The 14,982-nt window shown below is 68.2% G+C and carries 18 protein-coding genes; 15 read left to right on the top strand and 3 right to left on the bottom strand.

What is annotated here, in order from left to right; genetic code table 11:
* From ACFOYU_RS03935 to ACFOYU_RS03865, 15 genes are all read left to right on the top strand, one after another.
* On the top strand, positions 1 to 1,412 hold a 1,412-nt coding region (locus tag ACFOYU_RS03935), incomplete at its 5' end, for a heparin lyase I family protein (protein ID WP_377032475.1).
* A gap of 188 nt (positions 1,413 to 1,600) precedes the next feature.
* Positions 1,601 to 2,023: a helix-turn-helix domain-containing protein gene (locus tag ACFOYU_RS03930; protein ID WP_226736949.1), complete on the top strand. Its 423-nt coding sequence runs from the start codon at positions 1,601 to 1,603 to the stop codon at positions 2,021 to 2,023.
* 72 nt (positions 2,024 to 2,095) lie between these two features.
* On the top strand, positions 2,096 to 2,992 hold the full coding sequence (locus ACFOYU_RS03925; RefSeq protein ID WP_377032474.1) for a methylated-DNA--[protein]-cysteine S-methyltransferase: 897 nt from the start codon (positions 2,096 to 2,098) through the stop codon (positions 2,990 to 2,992).
* Between the two features lie 397 nt (positions 2,993 to 3,389).
* Positions 3,390 to 5,306, top strand: a complete 1,917-nt coding sequence (dnaK, locus tag ACFOYU_RS03920; RefSeq protein WP_226736953.1) for a molecular chaperone DnaK — start codon at positions 3,390 to 3,392, stop codon at positions 5,304 to 5,306.
* Between the two features lie 129 nt (positions 5,307 to 5,435).
* A complete protein-coding gene (gene dnaJ, locus ACFOYU_RS03915; protein WP_226736955.1) occupies positions 5,436 to 6,575 on the top strand; it encodes a molecular chaperone DnaJ in 1,140 nt (379 codons plus the stop codon).
* A 66-nt stretch (positions 6,576 to 6,641) separates the two neighbouring features.
* Positions 6,642 to 7,265: a class I SAM-dependent methyltransferase gene (locus ACFOYU_RS03910; protein ID WP_226736958.1), complete on the top strand. Its 624-nt coding sequence runs from the start codon at positions 6,642 to 6,644 to the stop codon at positions 7,263 to 7,265.
* A gap of 23 nt (positions 7,266 to 7,288) precedes the next feature.
* A complete protein-coding gene (gene pyrF, locus ACFOYU_RS03905; protein ID WP_377032496.1) occupies positions 7,289 to 8,008 on the top strand; it encodes an orotidine-5'-phosphate decarboxylase in 720 nt (239 codons plus the stop codon).
* 22 nt (positions 8,009 to 8,030) lie between these two features.
* Positions 8,031 to 8,828, top strand: a complete 798-nt coding sequence (gene blaOXA / locus ACFOYU_RS03900; RefSeq protein ID WP_377032473.1) for a class D beta-lactamase — start codon at positions 8,031 to 8,033, stop codon at positions 8,826 to 8,828.
* A gap of 52 nt (positions 8,829 to 8,880) precedes the next feature.
* On the top strand, positions 8,881 to 9,171 hold the full coding sequence (locus tag ACFOYU_RS03895) for a DUF1330 domain-containing protein (RefSeq protein ID WP_377032472.1): 291 nt from the start codon (positions 8,881 to 8,883) through the stop codon (positions 9,169 to 9,171).
* Positions 9,171 to 9,476, top strand: coding sequence for a DUF1330 domain-containing protein (locus tag ACFOYU_RS03890; protein ID WP_377032471.1), 306 nt, complete (start codon positions 9,171 to 9,173; stop codon positions 9,474 to 9,476). Before ACFOYU_RS03895 ends, ACFOYU_RS03890 begins: the two co-directional genes overlap by 1 nt.
* On the top strand, positions 9,473 to 10,048 hold the full coding sequence (locus ACFOYU_RS03885) for a GNAT family N-acetyltransferase (protein ID WP_377032470.1): 576 nt from the start codon (positions 9,473 to 9,475) through the stop codon (positions 10,046 to 10,048). Before ACFOYU_RS03890 ends, ACFOYU_RS03885 begins: the two co-directional genes overlap by 4 nt.
* Positions 10,049 to 10,059: 11 nt before the next feature.
* Positions 10,060 to 10,866, top strand: coding sequence for a 4-hydroxy-tetrahydrodipicolinate reductase (dapB, locus tag ACFOYU_RS03880; protein WP_377032495.1), 807 nt, complete (start codon positions 10,060 to 10,062; stop codon positions 10,864 to 10,866).
* 41 nt (positions 10,867 to 10,907) lie between these two features.
* On the top strand, positions 10,908 to 11,528 hold the full coding sequence (locus ACFOYU_RS03875; protein ID WP_226736969.1) for a 2,3-bisphosphoglycerate-dependent phosphoglycerate mutase: 621 nt from the start codon (positions 10,908 to 10,910) through the stop codon (positions 11,526 to 11,528).
* A gap of 80 nt (positions 11,529 to 11,608) precedes the next feature.
* Complete coding sequence (locus ACFOYU_RS03870) at positions 11,609 to 12,229, top strand: alpha-ketoglutarate-dependent dioxygenase AlkB family protein (RefSeq protein ID WP_377032469.1); 621 nt, start codon at positions 11,609 to 11,611, stop codon at positions 12,227 to 12,229.
* A gap of 31 nt (positions 12,230 to 12,260) precedes the next feature.
* Positions 12,261 to 13,205 carry a hypothetical protein gene (locus ACFOYU_RS03865; protein WP_377032468.1) on the top strand — a complete coding sequence of 315 codons (945 nt, stop codon included), beginning with the start codon at positions 12,261 to 12,263 and terminating at the stop codon, positions 13,203 to 13,205.
* Positions 13,206 to 13,215: 10 nt separating this feature from the next.
* Here the strand turns inward: ACFOYU_RS03865 and ACFOYU_RS03860 are convergent, their stop codons facing one another.
* Genes ACFOYU_RS03860 through grpE form a run of 3 tightly spaced genes read right to left on the bottom strand, consistent with a single transcriptional unit; the run spans position 13,216 to position 14,929 of the window.
* Positions 13,216 to 13,599, bottom strand: coding sequence for an SPW repeat protein (locus ACFOYU_RS03860; RefSeq protein WP_377032467.1), 384 nt, complete (start codon positions 13,597 to 13,599; stop codon positions 13,216 to 13,218).
* A 58-nt stretch (positions 13,600 to 13,657) separates the two neighbouring features.
* Positions 13,658 to 14,287 carry a trimeric intracellular cation channel family protein gene (locus tag ACFOYU_RS03855; RefSeq protein WP_377032466.1) on the bottom strand — a complete coding sequence of 210 codons (630 nt, stop codon included), beginning with the start codon at positions 14,285 to 14,287 and terminating at the stop codon, positions 13,658 to 13,660.
* A gap of 6 nt (positions 14,288 to 14,293) precedes the next feature.
* Entirely contained in the window at positions 14,294 to 14,929 is a 636-nt protein-coding gene (gene grpE, locus ACFOYU_RS03850) for a nucleotide exchange factor GrpE (protein WP_377032465.1), read from the bottom strand.
* Positions 14,930 to 14,982 lie beyond the last annotated feature (53 nt).

Here is a 14,982-nt window from a genome sequence, read left to right as displayed (position 1 = left end):
TGTCCTTCGTGATCCGCTCCGACAGCGGCGAGCGTGAGATCGAGCTGCCGTCCAACATCAAGCGCGGTCACTGGTACGACATCAAGATCGACGTGAAGTTCGCCCCCTCGGGCGGCGGCTACGTCAACGTCTGGCTCGATGGCCAGAAGGTGGTGAGCTACACCGGCGCGGTGGGCTATTCCGGCCAGAGCACCACGCACTGGAACATGGGCGTGTACCGCTCCTCGCCGTCCGGCGGCGAGACCATCGCCTACAACGTGAAGTCACCCGACCTCACCTACGGCACCAGCGCCACGGCCGCCAAGCACGGCGCGCCCACCGACACCGCAACTCCGGCACCCACGCCGACGCCGACGCCGACGCCCACCCCCACTCCTACCCCGACGCCGACGGCTCCCTGGGCCGAGCCGACGACGGGCGAGACCATCAACGGCACCACGGGTAACGACACCCTTGTCGGCACCAGCAAGGCCTCCAAGATCGTCGGTGGAAACGGCAACGACACCATCGCGGGCAAGCTGGGCTCGGACGCGCTCTATGGCGGCGCGGGCGCCGACATCTTCGTGTTCGATACGGCCCTGGGTTCGACCAACGTCGACAGCCTGATGGACTTCACCCCCGGCACCGACAAGATCCACCTCTCGAGCGACATCTTCAAGTCGCTCTGGGTGCAGGCGCTCGGCAAGGACGTGTTCAAGGTCGGAACGGCGGCGGCCGATCACAACGATCACATCATCTACAACCAGACCACCGGCGAGATCTTCTACGACGCCGACGGCAACGGCAGCGGAGCCAAGGTGCTCTTCGCCAAGGTGAAGCCCGGCACGGCGCTGTCGCACACGGACTTCGTGACGGTGGCGGGCACGGTCTCCGCACCGGCACCGGCACCGGCACCTGCACCTGCACCTGCACCGGCGCAGCCGGAGGCGACGCTTCCGTCCAACCCGGCGCCGACCCAGCCGAGCACCACGATCACCGGCACGGCCGCGGGCGAGGATCTGTTCGCCCCGCAGGGCGACATCGCCCACACCATCATCGGCAACGGCGGCAACGACCGGATCGACGGCAATGGCGGCAACGACATCCTGACCGGCGGCGCCGGCAGCGACACCTTCATCTTCGACGACGTCCTCGGACCGTCGAACGTCGACACGATCACCGACTTCACCCCCGGGGTCGACAAGATCATGTTCTCGTCGAAGGTGTTCACGTCGCTCTGGGTGCAGGAACTCGGCAAGGACGTGTTCAAGGTCGGCACCAAGGCGCTCGATCACAACGACCACATCATCTACGACCAGAGCACGGGCGTGCTGTCGTACGATGCGGACGGCAACGGCAGTGGCGCGGCGGTTCAGTTCGCCAAGGTCACGCCGGGTCTGGCGCTGTCGGCCTCGGACTTCTTCACCATCTAACCCATGCATGAGGGCAGCCCCGCCCCCGCCCAGGCTGTCCGATAGCAAAAGGCGCCCGACCCTTCTCGCGAGGGGCCGGGCGCCTTTCCTTTTTGCCGAGCCGCGTCGGGCGCCGGCATCGGGCTCTTCTTTCCATCCATCGCGAAGGAGCCTACATGCTCCAGCGGCTGGAGGGTCGAGAGGAGACGATGAACATTTCCATCGGAGAGCTGTCGCGGCAGAGCGGGGTGAAGGTGCCGACGATCCGCTATTACGAGCAGGTCGGGCTCATGCCCGCCCCGCCCCGCACCGAGGGCCAGCAGCGGCGCTACGGCCAGCCGGAGGTCTCGCGGCTCAACTTCATCCGCCATGCCCGCGAGCTCGGCTTCGAGGTCGAGGCGATCCGCGAGCTTCTCGCCATGAGCGGGAATCCGGACCAGTCCTGCGCCGAGGCCGACGCCATCGCCCGCCGGCACCTCGCCGAGGTGGAGCGGCGGATCGCGCAGCTCACGGCCCTGCGAACCGAACTCCAGCGCATGGTGACGGAATGCAGCCACGGCCGGGTCGGCGAATGCCGGGTCATCCAGGTCCTGGGCGACCATGGCGAATGCGCGCATGAGCGGCACCGTTGAGAGCCCCCGCCACAGGAAACGGGTGTCGGTCCGTGTCGGGATCGCTAGGATGGGTCCCCAGAGGATAAGCCCATGCTCGATACCCTGCGCGACATCACCATCGAACCCTCCGTCATCGACCTGCCGGAGGGGCCCCAGGCCGATTACGAGCGGGTGCGCCGCATCATCGCGTTCATCTCGGAGCGCTGGCGCGAGCAGCCCTCGCTGGAGGCCATCGCCGACCATGTGGGTCTGTCCACCACCCACGTGCACCATCTCTTCCGGCGCTGGGCCGGCCTGAGCCCCAAGGCGTTCCTCCAGGCGATCACCCTCGACAACGCCAAGGCCCTGCTCGCGGCCTCCGCCAGCGTGCTCGACACCGCCTACGAGGTCGGCCTGTCGGGGCCGGCGCGGCTGCACGACCTGTTCGTCACCCACGAGGCCATGACGCCGGGCGACTACAAGGCCGGCGGCGCCGGGCTCACCATGCGCTTCGGCTTTCACCCCTCCCCGTTCGGAGAGGCAATCCTGATCGGGACCGAGCGGGGCCTCGCGGGCCTCGGCTTCGTGGACGACGGCGACCGGCAGGCGGCGCTGGCCGACATGACCCGCCGCTGGCCCAAGGCGGAATACGTGGAGGACGAGGCGGCCACGGCCCCGCTCGCCCGGCGGATCTTCGATCCGTCCCGCTGGCAGTCGGAACAGCCCCTGCGGGTGGTCCTGATCGGGACCGATTTCGAGGTCCGGGTCTGGCAGACCCTGCTGCGCATCCCCCGCGACCGGGCCACCACCTATTCGGACATCGCCCGCCACATCGGCAAGCCCTCGGCCTGCCGGGCCGTCGGGGCCGCGGTGGGCAAGAACCCGATCTCCTTCGTGGTCCCCTGCCACCGGGTGCTGGGCCGCTCCGGCGCCCTCACCGGCTACCACTGGGGGCTGACCCGCAAGCAGGCGATCCTGGGCTGGGAAGCTGGGGCGTTCGGGGGGTGAGCGTTGGACGTCATTCCGGGGCGGCCAGAGGCCGAGCCCGGAACCCATAGCCACCAACATTTCGGGAAAAGGACGCCCTGCGCTCTACTCCGTTCTGCAGCGCCGGTGCTTATGGGTTCCGGGCTCTCGCAACGCTCGCCCCGGGATGACGGCGGTGGCACTCCGGGAGATCATCCTCCCCCCTATTGCAGACCTGCAACAGCTCCCGGCTCCGACGGATCGAGGTGAAACAAGCCCCCATCATCGTCTTGCAGCCCCGAAAACCCCTTCTTATATCAGCGCCAGCACAGGGGCGGCCCCAGCGGACGCCTCCTGTCGATCGCATGTTCAACGAAACAGCCATGGGCCGAGCTGCTTTTAGGGCTCGGCGGTCTGCTTGAAAGTGAGGGATCCCGCCATGGGTAAGGTCATTGGTATCGACCTCGGCACCACCAATTCCTGCGTCGCCGTGATGGAAGGCTCGCAGGCCAAAGTCATCGAAAACGCGGAAGGCGCGCGGACGACCCCGTCCATCGTGGCCTTCACGGACGAAGGCGAGCGCCTCGTCGGCCAGCCGGCCAAGCGCCAGGCGGTCACGAACCCGGAGCGCACCTTCTTCGCCATCAAGCGCCTCATCGGGCGCACCTTCGACGACCCCATGACCAAGAAGGACATGGGCCTCGTTCCCTACAAGATCGTCAAGGGCGGCAACAACGACGCCTGGGTCGAGGCCGACGGCAAGACCTATTCGCCATCCCAGATTTCCGCCTTCACCCTTCAGAAGATGAAGGAGACGGCAGAGGCCTATCTCGGCCAGCCGGTGACGCAGGCCGTCATCACGGTTCCGGCCTACTTCAACGACGCCCAGCGCCAGGCCACCAAGGACGCCGGCAAGATCGCCGGTCTCGACGTGCTGCGCATCATCAACGAGCCGACGGCGGCCGCTCTGGCCTACGGCCTCGACAAGAAGCAGCACGGCACGATCGCGGTCTACGACCTCGGCGGCGGCACCTTCGACGTGTCGATCCTCGAGATCGGCGACGGCGTGTTCGAGGTGAAGTCCACCAACGGCGACACCTTCCTGGGCGGTGAAGACTTCGACATGCGCCTCGTCGAGTACCTCGCGGCCGAGTTCAAGAAGGAACAGGGCATCGACCTGACGAAGGACAAGCTCGCCCTGCAGCGTCTGAAGGAAGCGGCCGAGAAGGCCAAGATCGAGCTCTCCTCCGCCAGCCAGACCGAGATCAACCTGCCCTACATCACGGCGGATGCGTCGGGTCCGAAGCACCTCGCCATGAAGCTCTCGCGCGCCAAGTTCGAGTCGCTCGTGGACGACCTGGTGCAGAAGACCATCGAGCCCTGCCGCAAGGCGCTCAAGGATGCCGGCCTCTCGGCCGGCCAGATCGACGAAGTGGTTCTCGTCGGCGGCATGACCCGCATGCCGAAGATCCAGGAAGTCGTGAAGAACTTCTTCGGCAAGGAGCCCCATAAGGGCGTGAACCCGGACGAGGTCGTGGCCATCGGCGCCGCGGTCCAGGCCGGCGTGCTCCAGGGCGACGTGAAGGACGTCCTGCTCCTCGACGTGACCCCGCTCTCGCTCGGCATCGAGACGCTCGGCGGCGTGTTCACCCGTCTGATCGACCGCAACACGACGATCCCGACCAAGAAGAGCCAGGTGTTCTCGACCGCCGAGGACAACCAGAACGCCGTGACGATCCGCGTCTTCCAGGGCGAGCGCGAGATGGCCGCGGACAACAAACTGCTCGGCCAGTTCGACCTGATGGGCATTCCGCCGGCCCCGCGCGGCGTGCCGCAGATCGAGGTGACCTTCGACATCGACGCGAACGGCATCGTGAACGTCACCGCGAAGGACAAGGCCACCGGCAAGGAGCAGCAGATCCGCATCCAGGCCTCGGGCGGCCTCTCGGACGCCGACATCGAGAAGATGGTGAAGGACGCCGAGGCCCATGCCGCCGAGGACAAGAAGCGCCGCGAGCTGGTCGAGGCCCGGAACCAGGGCGAGAGCCTGATCCACGCCACCGAGAAGTCCCTGAAGGAATACGGCGACAAGGTCTCCGAGTCCGACAGGCAGGGCATCGAGACCGCCATCGACGCGCTCCGCCAAGCCCTGGCCGGCGAGGATGCCGAGGTCATCAAGGCCCGCACCACGGACCTGATGCAGGCTTCCATGAAGCTCGGCGAAGCCATGTACCAGGCCCAGCAGGGCGGCGGTGAAGGCGGCGGCGAGCAGGCCGAGGGCGAAGCCCCGAAGGACGATGTCATCGACGCCGACTTCCAGGAAGTCGACGAAGGCGACAAGAAGAAGCGGGCTTAAACCACATACGACGTCATCCCCGGGCTCGTCCCGGGGATCGCGTATCCAAGGGGCGCTCCTTTTTACGATTGCGACGGCCGGGTCCGCCCGGCCGCGACAATGTCGGAGGCCTAGGGGCAAGGCGAAAAAATGTCCAAGCGCGATTATTACGAGGTTCTCGGCGTCTCGCGGACCTGCACCGAGGCGGAGATGAAATCCGCCTTCCGCAAGCTGGCGATGCAGTACCATCCCGACCGCAATCCGGGCGATCAGGAAGCCGAGGTCAAGTTCAAGGAAATCAACGAGGCCTACCAGACCCTCTCCGACGCGCAGAAGCGGGCGGCCTACGACCGTTTCGGCCACGCCGCCTTCGCCAACGGAGGCGCGGGCGGTCCGGGCTTCGGCAACGATTTCTCCGACTTCATGTCGGACATCTTCGAGAATTTCTTCGGCGAGACCCGCGGACGCGGCGGCGCCCGCGGCACCGGCGGACGCGAGCGCGGCGCCGATATGCGCTACAACCTGGAAATCTCCCTCGACGAGGCCTTCCACGGCAAGACCGCCGAACTCAAGATCCCGACCTCCATCACCTGCGAGGTCTGTTCGGGCAGCGGCGCGAAAGCAGGCTCGAAACCCAAGACCTGCCCCACCTGTGCGGGCGCGGGCCGCGTGCGGGCCACACAGGGCTTCTTCTCCATCGAACGCACCTGCCCGAACTGCCACGGGCGCGGCGAGATCATCGACGATCCGTGCCCCAATTGCGGCGGCGCGGGCCGCGTGACGCGCGAGCGCACGCTGTCGGTCAACATTCCGGCCGGCGTCGAGGATGGCACCCGCATCCGCCTGGCCGGAGAGGGCGAGGCGGGCCTGCGCGGCGGGCCGCCGGGCGATCTCTACATCTTCCTTTCGCTGAAACCGCACCCGTTCTTCCAGCGCGACGGGGCGGATCTGTTCTGCCGCGTGCCGATCTCGATGGTGACCGCGGCGCTCGGCGGCGAGTTCAACGTGCCGACCCTCGGCGGCACCGACGCCCTGGTCAAGGTTCCCGAAGGCACCCAGTCGGGCAAGCAGTTCCGCCTGCGCGGCAAGGGCATGCCGGTGCTGCGCTCGCGCGACGTGGGCGACCTCTACATTCAGGTTGTTGTGGAAACTCCGCAGAAACTCACCAAGCGCCAGCGCGAGCTCCTGATGGAGTTCGAACAGGAGTGCTCCAAGGAGAATCACCCGGAAAGTTCGGGCTTTTTCACCCGGGTCCGTGAATTCTTCGACGGGTTGAGTGGATCCACTTAACTTGACGGTCGTTTTCTTTGAGTTCTAAAGAACCCTTGTGATCCGCCCGTTTGAGGGGTCCTCTCAGTGCTTCAGTCTTTCCAACGGCCCAGGCCCCGGAAATTGCCAGTCGGCAAGGACCGATTCGAAGATGAAGCCCGTTTCCTCCGATCTTGGCTGGAACGGCCGCTCGTGGTGGGGGCCGTCATGCCCTCCGGCAAGGCTCTCGCCCGCACCATGGCGGCCTTCGTGGACCCGCGGGTGCCCGGCCCCGTCATCGAGCTCGGCCCCGGCACCGGCCCCGTCACCGACGCCCTGATCCGGCGCGGCGTGGCGCAGGACCGGCTCGTGCTGGTCGAGTACAGCCCGGATTTCTGCCAGCTCCTGAAGCGGCGCTTTCCCAAGGCCACCATCGTCCAGGGCGACGCCTACGACCTCCAGGAGACCCTGTCCGGCGTGCTCAACGAGCCGGCCGCGGCGACCGTTTCCAGCCTGCCGCTCTTCACCAAGCCCATGGACCAGCGCCTCGACCTGCTCGAGCGGGCGCAGGCCATGATGCATCCGGACGCTCCCTTCATCCAGTTCACCTATGCGGTCGTGCCGCCGATCCCGGCCCGGTCGGAAGCCTACAAGGCTCGTGCCTCGAACCGCATCTGGCGCAATCTCCCCCCGGCCCGGGTCTGGGTCTACAACAAGGCGAACGCACCATGATGAGTCCCGCAATGCCCCTTCGTATGGATACCACTCCGGCAGGGGACATTCGCGACAAGCTCATCATCGGCCTCGATGTTCCCTCGGTCGACGAGGCGCGGCGGATCGTCGGGCGCATCGGAGACGCGGGCACCTTCTACAAGATCGGCTATCAGCTCGCCTATGCGGGCGGCTTCGACCTGGCGCGGGACCTGATCGCCGACGGCAAGAAGGTCTTCCTCGACCTCAAGCTCCACGACATCGGCAACACGGTCGAGGAGGGCGTGCGCTCCGTCGCCCGCCTCGGCGCCACGCTGCTCACGGTTCACGCCTACCCGCAGACCATGCGGGCGGCCGTGGCCGGCAAGGCCGGCTCGCCCCTGAAGATCCTGGCCGTGACGGTGCTGACCTCCTACGACGAGCAGGACCTCCTCGAAGCGGGCTACGCCCCCGGCACGAAACCGGCCGATCTCGTGGCGCGCCGCGCGGCTCAGGCGCGCGATCTCGGCATCGACGGCATCGTCTGCGCCGCCCCGGAGGCGGAGCGCGTGCGCGCCGTCGCCGGACCCGACCGCCTGATCGTGACGCCGGGCATCCGTCCGGCCGGCGCGGATGCGGGAGACCAGAAGCGCGTGGTGACGCCCGCCGAAGGCATCCGGCTCGGCGCCGACCATCTCGTGGTGGCCCGCCCCATCGTCAAGGCGGCGGATCCGCGCGCGGCGGCCGAGGCCATCGTGAACGACATCGCCCAGGCCGCCGCCTGACGCAGCACCGATGGCTTTACCGATGCGAACCATGCGAGCCGCCCTCGTGCTGGGCCTTCTCGTGCTGTCCGGCCCGGCCCTGGCACGCACCTGCACCCTCATCGCCGACGCCGAGACCGGCCGTCTCCTGCAGCGGATCGGCGAATGCGGCATGCGGGTCAGCCCCGCCTCCACCTTCAAGATCGCGCTCGCCGTCATGGGCTACGACAGCGGGTATCTGAAGGGTCCGCACGACCCGGCCCTGCCCTATCGCCAGGAATACGCCGCTCCAATGGAGGGCTGGCGCAAGACCACCGATCCGACCGCGTGGATGCGGGATTCGGTGGTGTGGTACTCCCAGGAGCTCACCCGCGCCCTCGGCCAGGAGCGGTTCGCCAATTACGTGGAGCGGCTGGCCTACGGCAACCGGAACGTCACCGGCGATCCCGGCCGCGACAACGGCCTGACCCATGCCTGGCTGAGCTCCTCCCTGCGCATCTCGCCCCTGGAGCAGGTCGTCTTCCTCAGAAAGCTCCTCAGGCACGAACTGCCCGTCTCGCCGCAGGCCATGGACGCGGCGGCAGCGCTGCTGCCGACCTTCGCGGCCGACGACGGCTGGACCGTGCACGGCAAGACTGGGACCGGCCTGCGGATGACCGTGAGCGGCAAGCGCGACCGCAACCGACAGTTCGGCTGGTTCGTCGGATGGGCGAGCCGGGGCGAGGACCGGTTCATCTTCGCTAGGCTCGTGACAGACCATCCCAGAGGCAAGGGGCCGGCCGGGTTCCACGCCCGCGACACCCTCGTCGAGGAATTGCCGGAGCTGCTCGACGGCTATTGACGCCAGGGCCGCGCTGGCGTTCGTTGCGCCATCCCGATCGAAGGACCCGCCCATGCCGAAAGCCTATGTCATCGCCCGCGTCACCGTAACGGACCCGGAAGCCTATGCGGAATATGCCAAGGGGGCGACCGAGGCGATCGCCAAGTACGACGGCAGCCCCCTTGCGCGCGGCGGCGCCTACGAGGCGTTGGAGGGCGAGGCGCGGCCCCGCAACGTGGTGATCGAATTCGACTCGATGGAGCAGGCGCGCCGCTATTATCATTCGCCCGAATATCAGGCCGCGAAGGCGAAGCGCGACGGCGCCTGCGTGGCCGAGTTCGTTCTCGTGGAAGGAGCCGAGTGATGGTCAAGGGATACTGGATCGGACGGGTCGATGTGACGAACCCGGACGCCTACAAGAACTACGTGGCGGCCAATGCGGCGGCCTTCGCCAAATACGGCGCCCGCTTCCTGGTGCGCGGCGGCGCGCTCAAGGCCGTGGAGGGCGAAGCCCGCGCCCGCAATGTGGTGATCGAGTTTCCGAGCTACGAGGCAGCCCTGGCCTGCTGGGACTCGCCCGAATATCAGGCCGCCAAGGCCGAGAGGGACGGACACGCGGTTGCCGACATCATCGTCATCGAGGGCTATGACGGGCCTCAGCCCGCATGATCCCTGAGGCGTACACGATCCGCCTCGGCCGCATCGACGATCTCGACCGTCTCGCCGAGGTGGAGCGCTCCGCCGCGATCACGTATTTCGCCGCCCTGGGGACCGTTCCCGACCCTTCCGAGGTGGTGCCGCCTCGGATCCTGACGGCGTGCTGCGACGCCGGTCTCCTCTGGGTCGCGGCCGACCGGCATGACGTCCCGGTCGGCTTTCTGGCGGCCCAGACCGTCGATCTCTGTCTTTTCGTGAAGGAAATGAGCGTCGCGCGCGAGCACCAGGGTGCCGGTCTCGGACGGCGGCTGATGCAGGCCGCCATGGACCATGCGCGGGAGGCGTCCTTTCCGGCGGCGGCCCTGACCACCGACCGGCTCATTCCGTTCAACGGTCCCTTCTATGAGCGGCTCGGCTTCGTCGCGGTGCCGGTCGGCCAGGCCTCGCCGGGACTCCGGAACCTCCTCGAGAGCGAGATTGCCGCCGGATTCGATCCCGCACGGCGGATTTTGATGATCAGGCGGCTCGCAGCTTTGCAGGACCGGGCCGCCCCGCTATATCCAGAGCCGTTGAAGGAGAGCTGAGCATGACCGAGATGCGACTCGTCGTGGTGGGCGCGGCCGGGCGCATGGGGCGCATGCTCATCAGGGCCGTGGCCGAAGCGGAAGGCTGCCGTCTCGTGGGCGCCATCGAACGCAAGGGATCGGACGTGGTCGGGCAGGATGCCGGGCTGCTCGCCGGAACCGGCTCCCTCGGCGTCCCGGTGACGGACGATCCGCTCCCCGTCTTCGCCCAGGCCGACGGCGTGCTCGACTTCACGGCTCCGGCCGCGACGGTGGCCTTCGCGGCGCTCGCCGCCCAGGCCCGCATCGTCCACGTGATCGGCACGACCGGCCTGCAGGAGGCGGATTTCGCCAAGCTGGAGGCGGCGGCGCGCCATGCCCGCATCGTGCAGTCCGGCAACATGTCCCTCGGCGTGAACCTGCTCGCCGGCCTCGTGCGCAAGGTCGCGGCGACCCTGGGCGAGGATTTCGACATCGAGATCCTGGAGATGCACCACCGCATGAAGGTGGATGCGCCCTCCGGCACCGCGCTCCTGCTCGGCGAGGCCGCCGCGGAAGGCCGCAGGATTTCCCTGAAGGAGCGCTCGGTGCGCAGCCGCGACGGGCATACGGGCGCGCGGGTGCCGGGCGATATCGGCTTCGCGACCCTGCGCGGCGGCTCCGTGGTCGGCGACCATTCGGTGATCTTCGCCGGCCAGGGCGAGCGCCTTGAACTCTCCCACCGGGCGGAGGACCGGGGCATCTTCGCCCGCGGCGCCGTCAGGGCCGCCCTCTGGGGCTTCGACAAGAAGCCCGGCTACTACACCATGGCCGACGTGCTCGGCCTCAGCAGTTTGTAACCCGACCCGCCATTTTTCCCGACAGCTGGAGACGCCCCGACATGAACCGCCTTCTCGTCCTCGCACGCCACGGCCAGAGCGAATGGAACCTCAAGAACCTATTCACGGGCTGGAAGGACCCGGGCCTGACGGAGCTCGGCATCGAGGAGGCCCGCACCGCAGGCCGGCGCCTGAAGGAGATGGGCGTCCAGTTCGACATCGCCTTCACGTCGGATCTGTCCCGGGCCCAGCGGACCTGCAAGCTGATCCTGGAAGAGATCGGCCAGCCGGAGCTGAAGACCGTCGCCGACCAGGCCCTGAACGAGCGCGATTACGGCGAGCTCGCCGGTCTCAACAAGGACGACGCCCGCGCCCGCTGGGGCGAGGAGCAGGTCCATCTGTGGCGCCGCTCCTACGACGTGCAGCCGCCCGGCGGCGAGAGCCTGAAGGACACGGTCGCCCGCGTGCTGCCCTACTACATGCGCGAGATCCTGCCCCGGGTCATGCGCGGCGAGCGCGTGCTGGTGGCCGCCCACGGCAACTCCCTGCGCGCCCTCGTGATGGTGCTCGACGGCCTGACGCCGGAGACGATCCCGTCCATGGAGCTCGCGACCGGCATCCCGCTGGTCTACAACCTGAACGCCGACACCACGGTGGCCGACAAGAAGGTGCTGACGGCCTGAACGAGCGCCATCCGTCATTCCGGGCTCCGCCTCGCGGCTCCGGAATGACGACGGAGGGGTGCTCAGGGGAGAAGATTCTCATGTCCTCCATCACCCTCGCGCCCGGCCTCGTCTATCACCCCGACTATCTCGACCGCTCCGCACAGGAGGGGCTGCTCGAAGCCTTGCGCGGGATCACCCGGGCGGCGCCGCTCTACACGCCGCGGATGCCGCGCACGGGCAAGCCGTTCTCCGTGCGGATGACCAATTGCGGCCGCCTCGGTTGGGTCTCGGACGTCCAGGGCTACCGCTATCAGCCGACGCATCCCGAAACCGGCGAACCCTGGCCCGCCATGCCGGATCGGGTGCTTCGCGCCTGGGAGGAGCTGAGCGGCTATTCCCACCCGCCCGATGCCTGCCTGATCAATTTCTACGAGCCCAAGGCCCGCATGGGGATGCACCAGGACAAGGACGAGGAGGCCTTCGACGCCCCCGTCGTGTCCCTGTCCCTCGGGGACACCGCCCTGTTCCGCTATGGCGGCCTCGACCGGAGCGACCCGACCAAGTCGGTCCGCCTGCGCTCGGGCGACGCCATCGTGTTCGGCGGCCCGGCCCGCCTGATCCACCACGGGATCGACCGCCTGATCCCCGAGACCTCCGATCTGCTGCCGCAGGGCGGGCGGCTCAATCTGACCTTGCGCCGGGTGGAGAAGCCGCTTTAAGCCTAAGGGAGAAGAATACCCGGAGGACCTCATGAGACTGAAAGCTTTCGCAGCCGGTACCATAGGCATCGTCCTGTCCCTTCAGGCCGCCCTGGCGGCCGAGCCCGTGTTTCCGCCCGCCTCGCGGGTCGGCATCGTGCCGCCGCAGGACATGGTGCTGTCCAAGCGCTTCACCGGCTTCGAGAACGAGGAGCGGGCGGCCGCGATCACCCTCGTGGAGATGCCGGCCGGGGCCTATGAGCAATTGGCCGCGGGAATGACGAAGGACGCCCTCAGGCGCCAGGGGCTCGACGTGACGGCCCGGGAGACCCTCAAGGTCGGCGACGCGACGGGAATCCTCGTCGCGGGCGCCATGACGGGGCCCGTCAAGGGCCGCAAATGGGTGCTGGCCCTCAAGGGCAAGGACCTGACCGCCCTGCTGATCGCGCAGGTCGAGGGCGGCAAGGACGGCTACAGCGAGGAACAGATGCGCGACGCCCTGACCAGCGTCTCGTTGCGCGGGCCGATCCCCCTCGAGGAGCAGGTTTCCGCCCTGCCGTTCCGGATCGCCGACAAGGCCGGCTTCCGGCCCGTGCGGGTGATGTCGGGCAACGCGGCCCTCTTCACCGAAGGGCCGAAGGACACGATCGAGGCCGTGGAGCAGCCGATCGCGATCCTGGCGGTCTCCCTGCAGCCCCCGCCGCGTGCGGGAGAGCCGCGCGAGCAGTTCGCCCGGGCCGCGCTCTACTCCAACGAGGTGCTCAAGGACATCGTCCTGGAACGCGCCGATTCCTTCCGCCTCAAGGGCCAGGACTGGCACGAGATCGTGGCGCGGGCCAAGGACAGGGCCTCGGGCGAGCCCGTGGTGGTGATGCAGACGATCCGGTTCGATTCCGACCGCTACGTGCGCATGGTCGGCGTGGTGCGGGACGAGAAGCGCGAACAGGTGATGCCGCGCTTCCGCACCCTGATCGACAGCATCGACATGAATCCCTGATCGCCGGAGCCTAACTGCCGACGTTGAAGCTGCTCACGGCGGCAGCCCGCGTCGGCTCCGTGCGGGTGACCAGGCTCGCCGCGACGGAGAACAGCCCGAACGCGACGTGCGGCAGATAGACCTGCTCCGCGAAACCGAAGCCCCACGGCGTGATGGCCAGGATGAAGCCGGCCACGCCGTCCAGGCCGAGATGCAGGGGCATGGGCAGCAGGGGCAGAAGACCGACCTCGTAGCGGGTGACGAGGCTGTACAGAATGGCCCCGAGCCCGAACACGATGGCGACCCATTTGGCCGCCGTCACGTCGGCGAAGCCGAAGAGCCAGGGGCTCGCCGTCAGCGCCACGCCCCAGAGATAGTCGATGATGCCGTGCAGGCGCGTCGGTAGAAAGCGCATCTCGCCTCCCGGAGTGATCCGGGGGCAACGGCAGGATGCCGGACCGGTTCCTTTCCTGTCAGTCCCGCCGCGGGAAGGCCGGCAGCGTCCAGCCGCGCAGGAGCGCCAGCGCCCGCAAGGAGAAGCTCGCGGCGAAGCCTGCGCCGGCCGAGGCGAACGGGTCCAGGCCGATTCCCTGCAGGACGACCATGACGGCAGCGCCGAGGGCGGCGGCGGTCACGTAGATTTCCTGGCGCAGCACGAGGGGCGTGGTTCCGGCCAGGATGTCGCGGATGATGCCGCCGAAAGTGGCGGTGATGGTCCCCAAGGCGATGGCGGAGAGCGCCGGCACGCCCGCCGCGAGGGCCTTGCCCGTGCCGACGACGGCGAAGAGGGCGAGCCCCAGGGCATCGGCCCACAGGAGCGTCCGTCCCCGGCGCCCGCCTTCGAGCGCCGCGACCCGGCCGGGCCCGAGCGCGAAGACGGCAGCCGCCACCAGCAGGCAGACCAGCACGTCGCCCGGATCGCCGACCCAGAAGACCGGATCCGCTCCGATGAGGAGATCCCGCAGGGTGCCGCCGCCCACGCCCGTCACGGTGGCGAGGAGCGCGAACCCGAACGGGTCCATGCCCTTGCGGGCCGCCATCAGGGCGCCGGTGAGCGCGAAGACGGCGACCCCGAGGGTCTCGAAGGACAGGCTGGGGATCAAGCGGGGTTAGGAGGCGGCGGAAGGATTGTCCGCGCCTTCGGCGCCGTTGGCCGCCTTGGGGCCGCCCTTGGCCACGCCCACCAGGGCCGGGCGCAGGACCCGGTCGCCGATGACGTAGCCCGACTGCACCACCTGGACCACCGTGCCGCTGGGCACGTCCGGGTTCGGCACCTCGAACATGGCCTGATGCACGTTGGGATCGAATTTCTGGCCCTGCGGATCGAGCCGCTTCACCCCGTGGCGCTCCAGGGTCTTGAGCAGGTCGCGCTCGGTGAGGTCGATGCCCTCGATCAGGCCCCTGAAGGCGCCCTCGGCGCCGGCCCGGGCATCCTCGGGCACGCTCTCGATGGCGCGGCGGACGTTGTCGGCCACGTTGAGCATGTCGCGGGCGAAGTTCGTCACCGCATAGGTGCGGGCATCGGCCACCTCGCGCTCGGTGCGGCGGCGTAGGTTCTCCATGTCCGCCATGAGGCGCAGGAACTTGTCCTTCAGGTCCGCCTTCTCGGCTTCCAGGACGGCGATGGGATCCGGCGAGGCTTGCGCCTCGGCGTCGTTCGCCGCGGCACCGGCTGCGGCCTCTGCGGGCTCCGCAGCCTCCGCCTGAGGGGTCGTGTTCTGGTTTTCCGTGTCGTTCGGCTTCATCGTCGATCAACTGAGATGGAGGAAAAGGGGTCGGGCCACATATCAGGTCGCGG

Source organism: Microvirga sp. GCM10011540, assembly GCF_042650665.1.
Taxonomy (GTDB): domain Bacteria; phylum Pseudomonadota; class Alphaproteobacteria; order Rhizobiales; family Beijerinckiaceae; genus Microvirga; species Microvirga lenta.
The sequence above is the reverse complement of the archived record's forward strand: the minus strand, read 5'-3'. Positions and strand labels throughout refer to the sequence as shown.

Excerpts from the sequence above, each read along its gene's own strand:
- ACFOYU_RS03875 (WP_226736969.1), top strand. The coding sequence starts at position 10,908 with ATGAACCGCCTTCTCGTCCTCGCACGCCACGGCCAGAGCGAATGGAAC.
- grpE (WP_377032465.1), bottom strand. The coding sequence starts at position 14,929 with ATGAAGCCGAACGACACGGAAAACCAGAACACGACCCCTCAGGCGGAG.
- dnaJ (WP_226736955.1), top strand. The coding sequence starts at position 5,436 with ATGTCCAAGCGCGATTATTACGAGGTTCTCGGCGTCTCGCGGACCTGC.
- dnaK (WP_226736953.1), top strand. The coding sequence starts at position 3,390 with ATGGGTAAGGTCATTGGTATCGACCTCGGCACCACCAATTCCTGCGTC.
- ACFOYU_RS03860 (WP_377032467.1), bottom strand. The coding sequence starts at position 13,599 with ATGCGCTTTCTACCGACGCGCCTGCACGGCATCATCGACTATCTCTGG.
- blaOXA (WP_377032473.1), top strand. The coding sequence starts at position 8,031 with ATGCGAACCATGCGAGCCGCCCTCGTGCTGGGCCTTCTCGTGCTGTCC.
- dapB (WP_377032495.1), top strand. The coding sequence starts at position 10,060 with ATGCGACTCGTCGTGGTGGGCGCGGCCGGGCGCATGGGGCGCATGCTC.
- ACFOYU_RS03865 (WP_377032468.1), top strand. The coding sequence starts at position 12,261 with ATGAGACTGAAAGCTTTCGCAGCCGGTACCATAGGCATCGTCCTGTCC.
- ACFOYU_RS03895 (WP_377032472.1), top strand. The coding sequence starts at position 8,881 with ATGCCGAAAGCCTATGTCATCGCCCGCGTCACCGTAACGGACCCGGAA.
- ACFOYU_RS03890 (WP_377032471.1), top strand. The coding sequence starts at position 9,171 with ATGGTCAAGGGATACTGGATCGGACGGGTCGATGTGACGAACCCGGAC.
- ACFOYU_RS03930 (WP_226736949.1), top strand. The coding sequence starts at position 1,601 with ATGAACATTTCCATCGGAGAGCTGTCGCGGCAGAGCGGGGTGAAGGTG.
- ACFOYU_RS03925 (WP_377032474.1), top strand. The coding sequence starts at position 2,096 with ATGCTCGATACCCTGCGCGACATCACCATCGAACCCTCCGTCATCGAC.
- ACFOYU_RS03885 (WP_377032470.1), top strand. The coding sequence starts at position 9,473 with ATGATCCCTGAGGCGTACACGATCCGCCTCGGCCGCATCGACGATCTC.
- pyrF (WP_377032496.1), top strand. The coding sequence starts at position 7,289 with ATGGATACCACTCCGGCAGGGGACATTCGCGACAAGCTCATCATCGGC.
- ACFOYU_RS03870 (WP_377032469.1), top strand. The coding sequence starts at position 11,609 with ATGTCCTCCATCACCCTCGCGCCCGGCCTCGTCTATCACCCCGACTAT.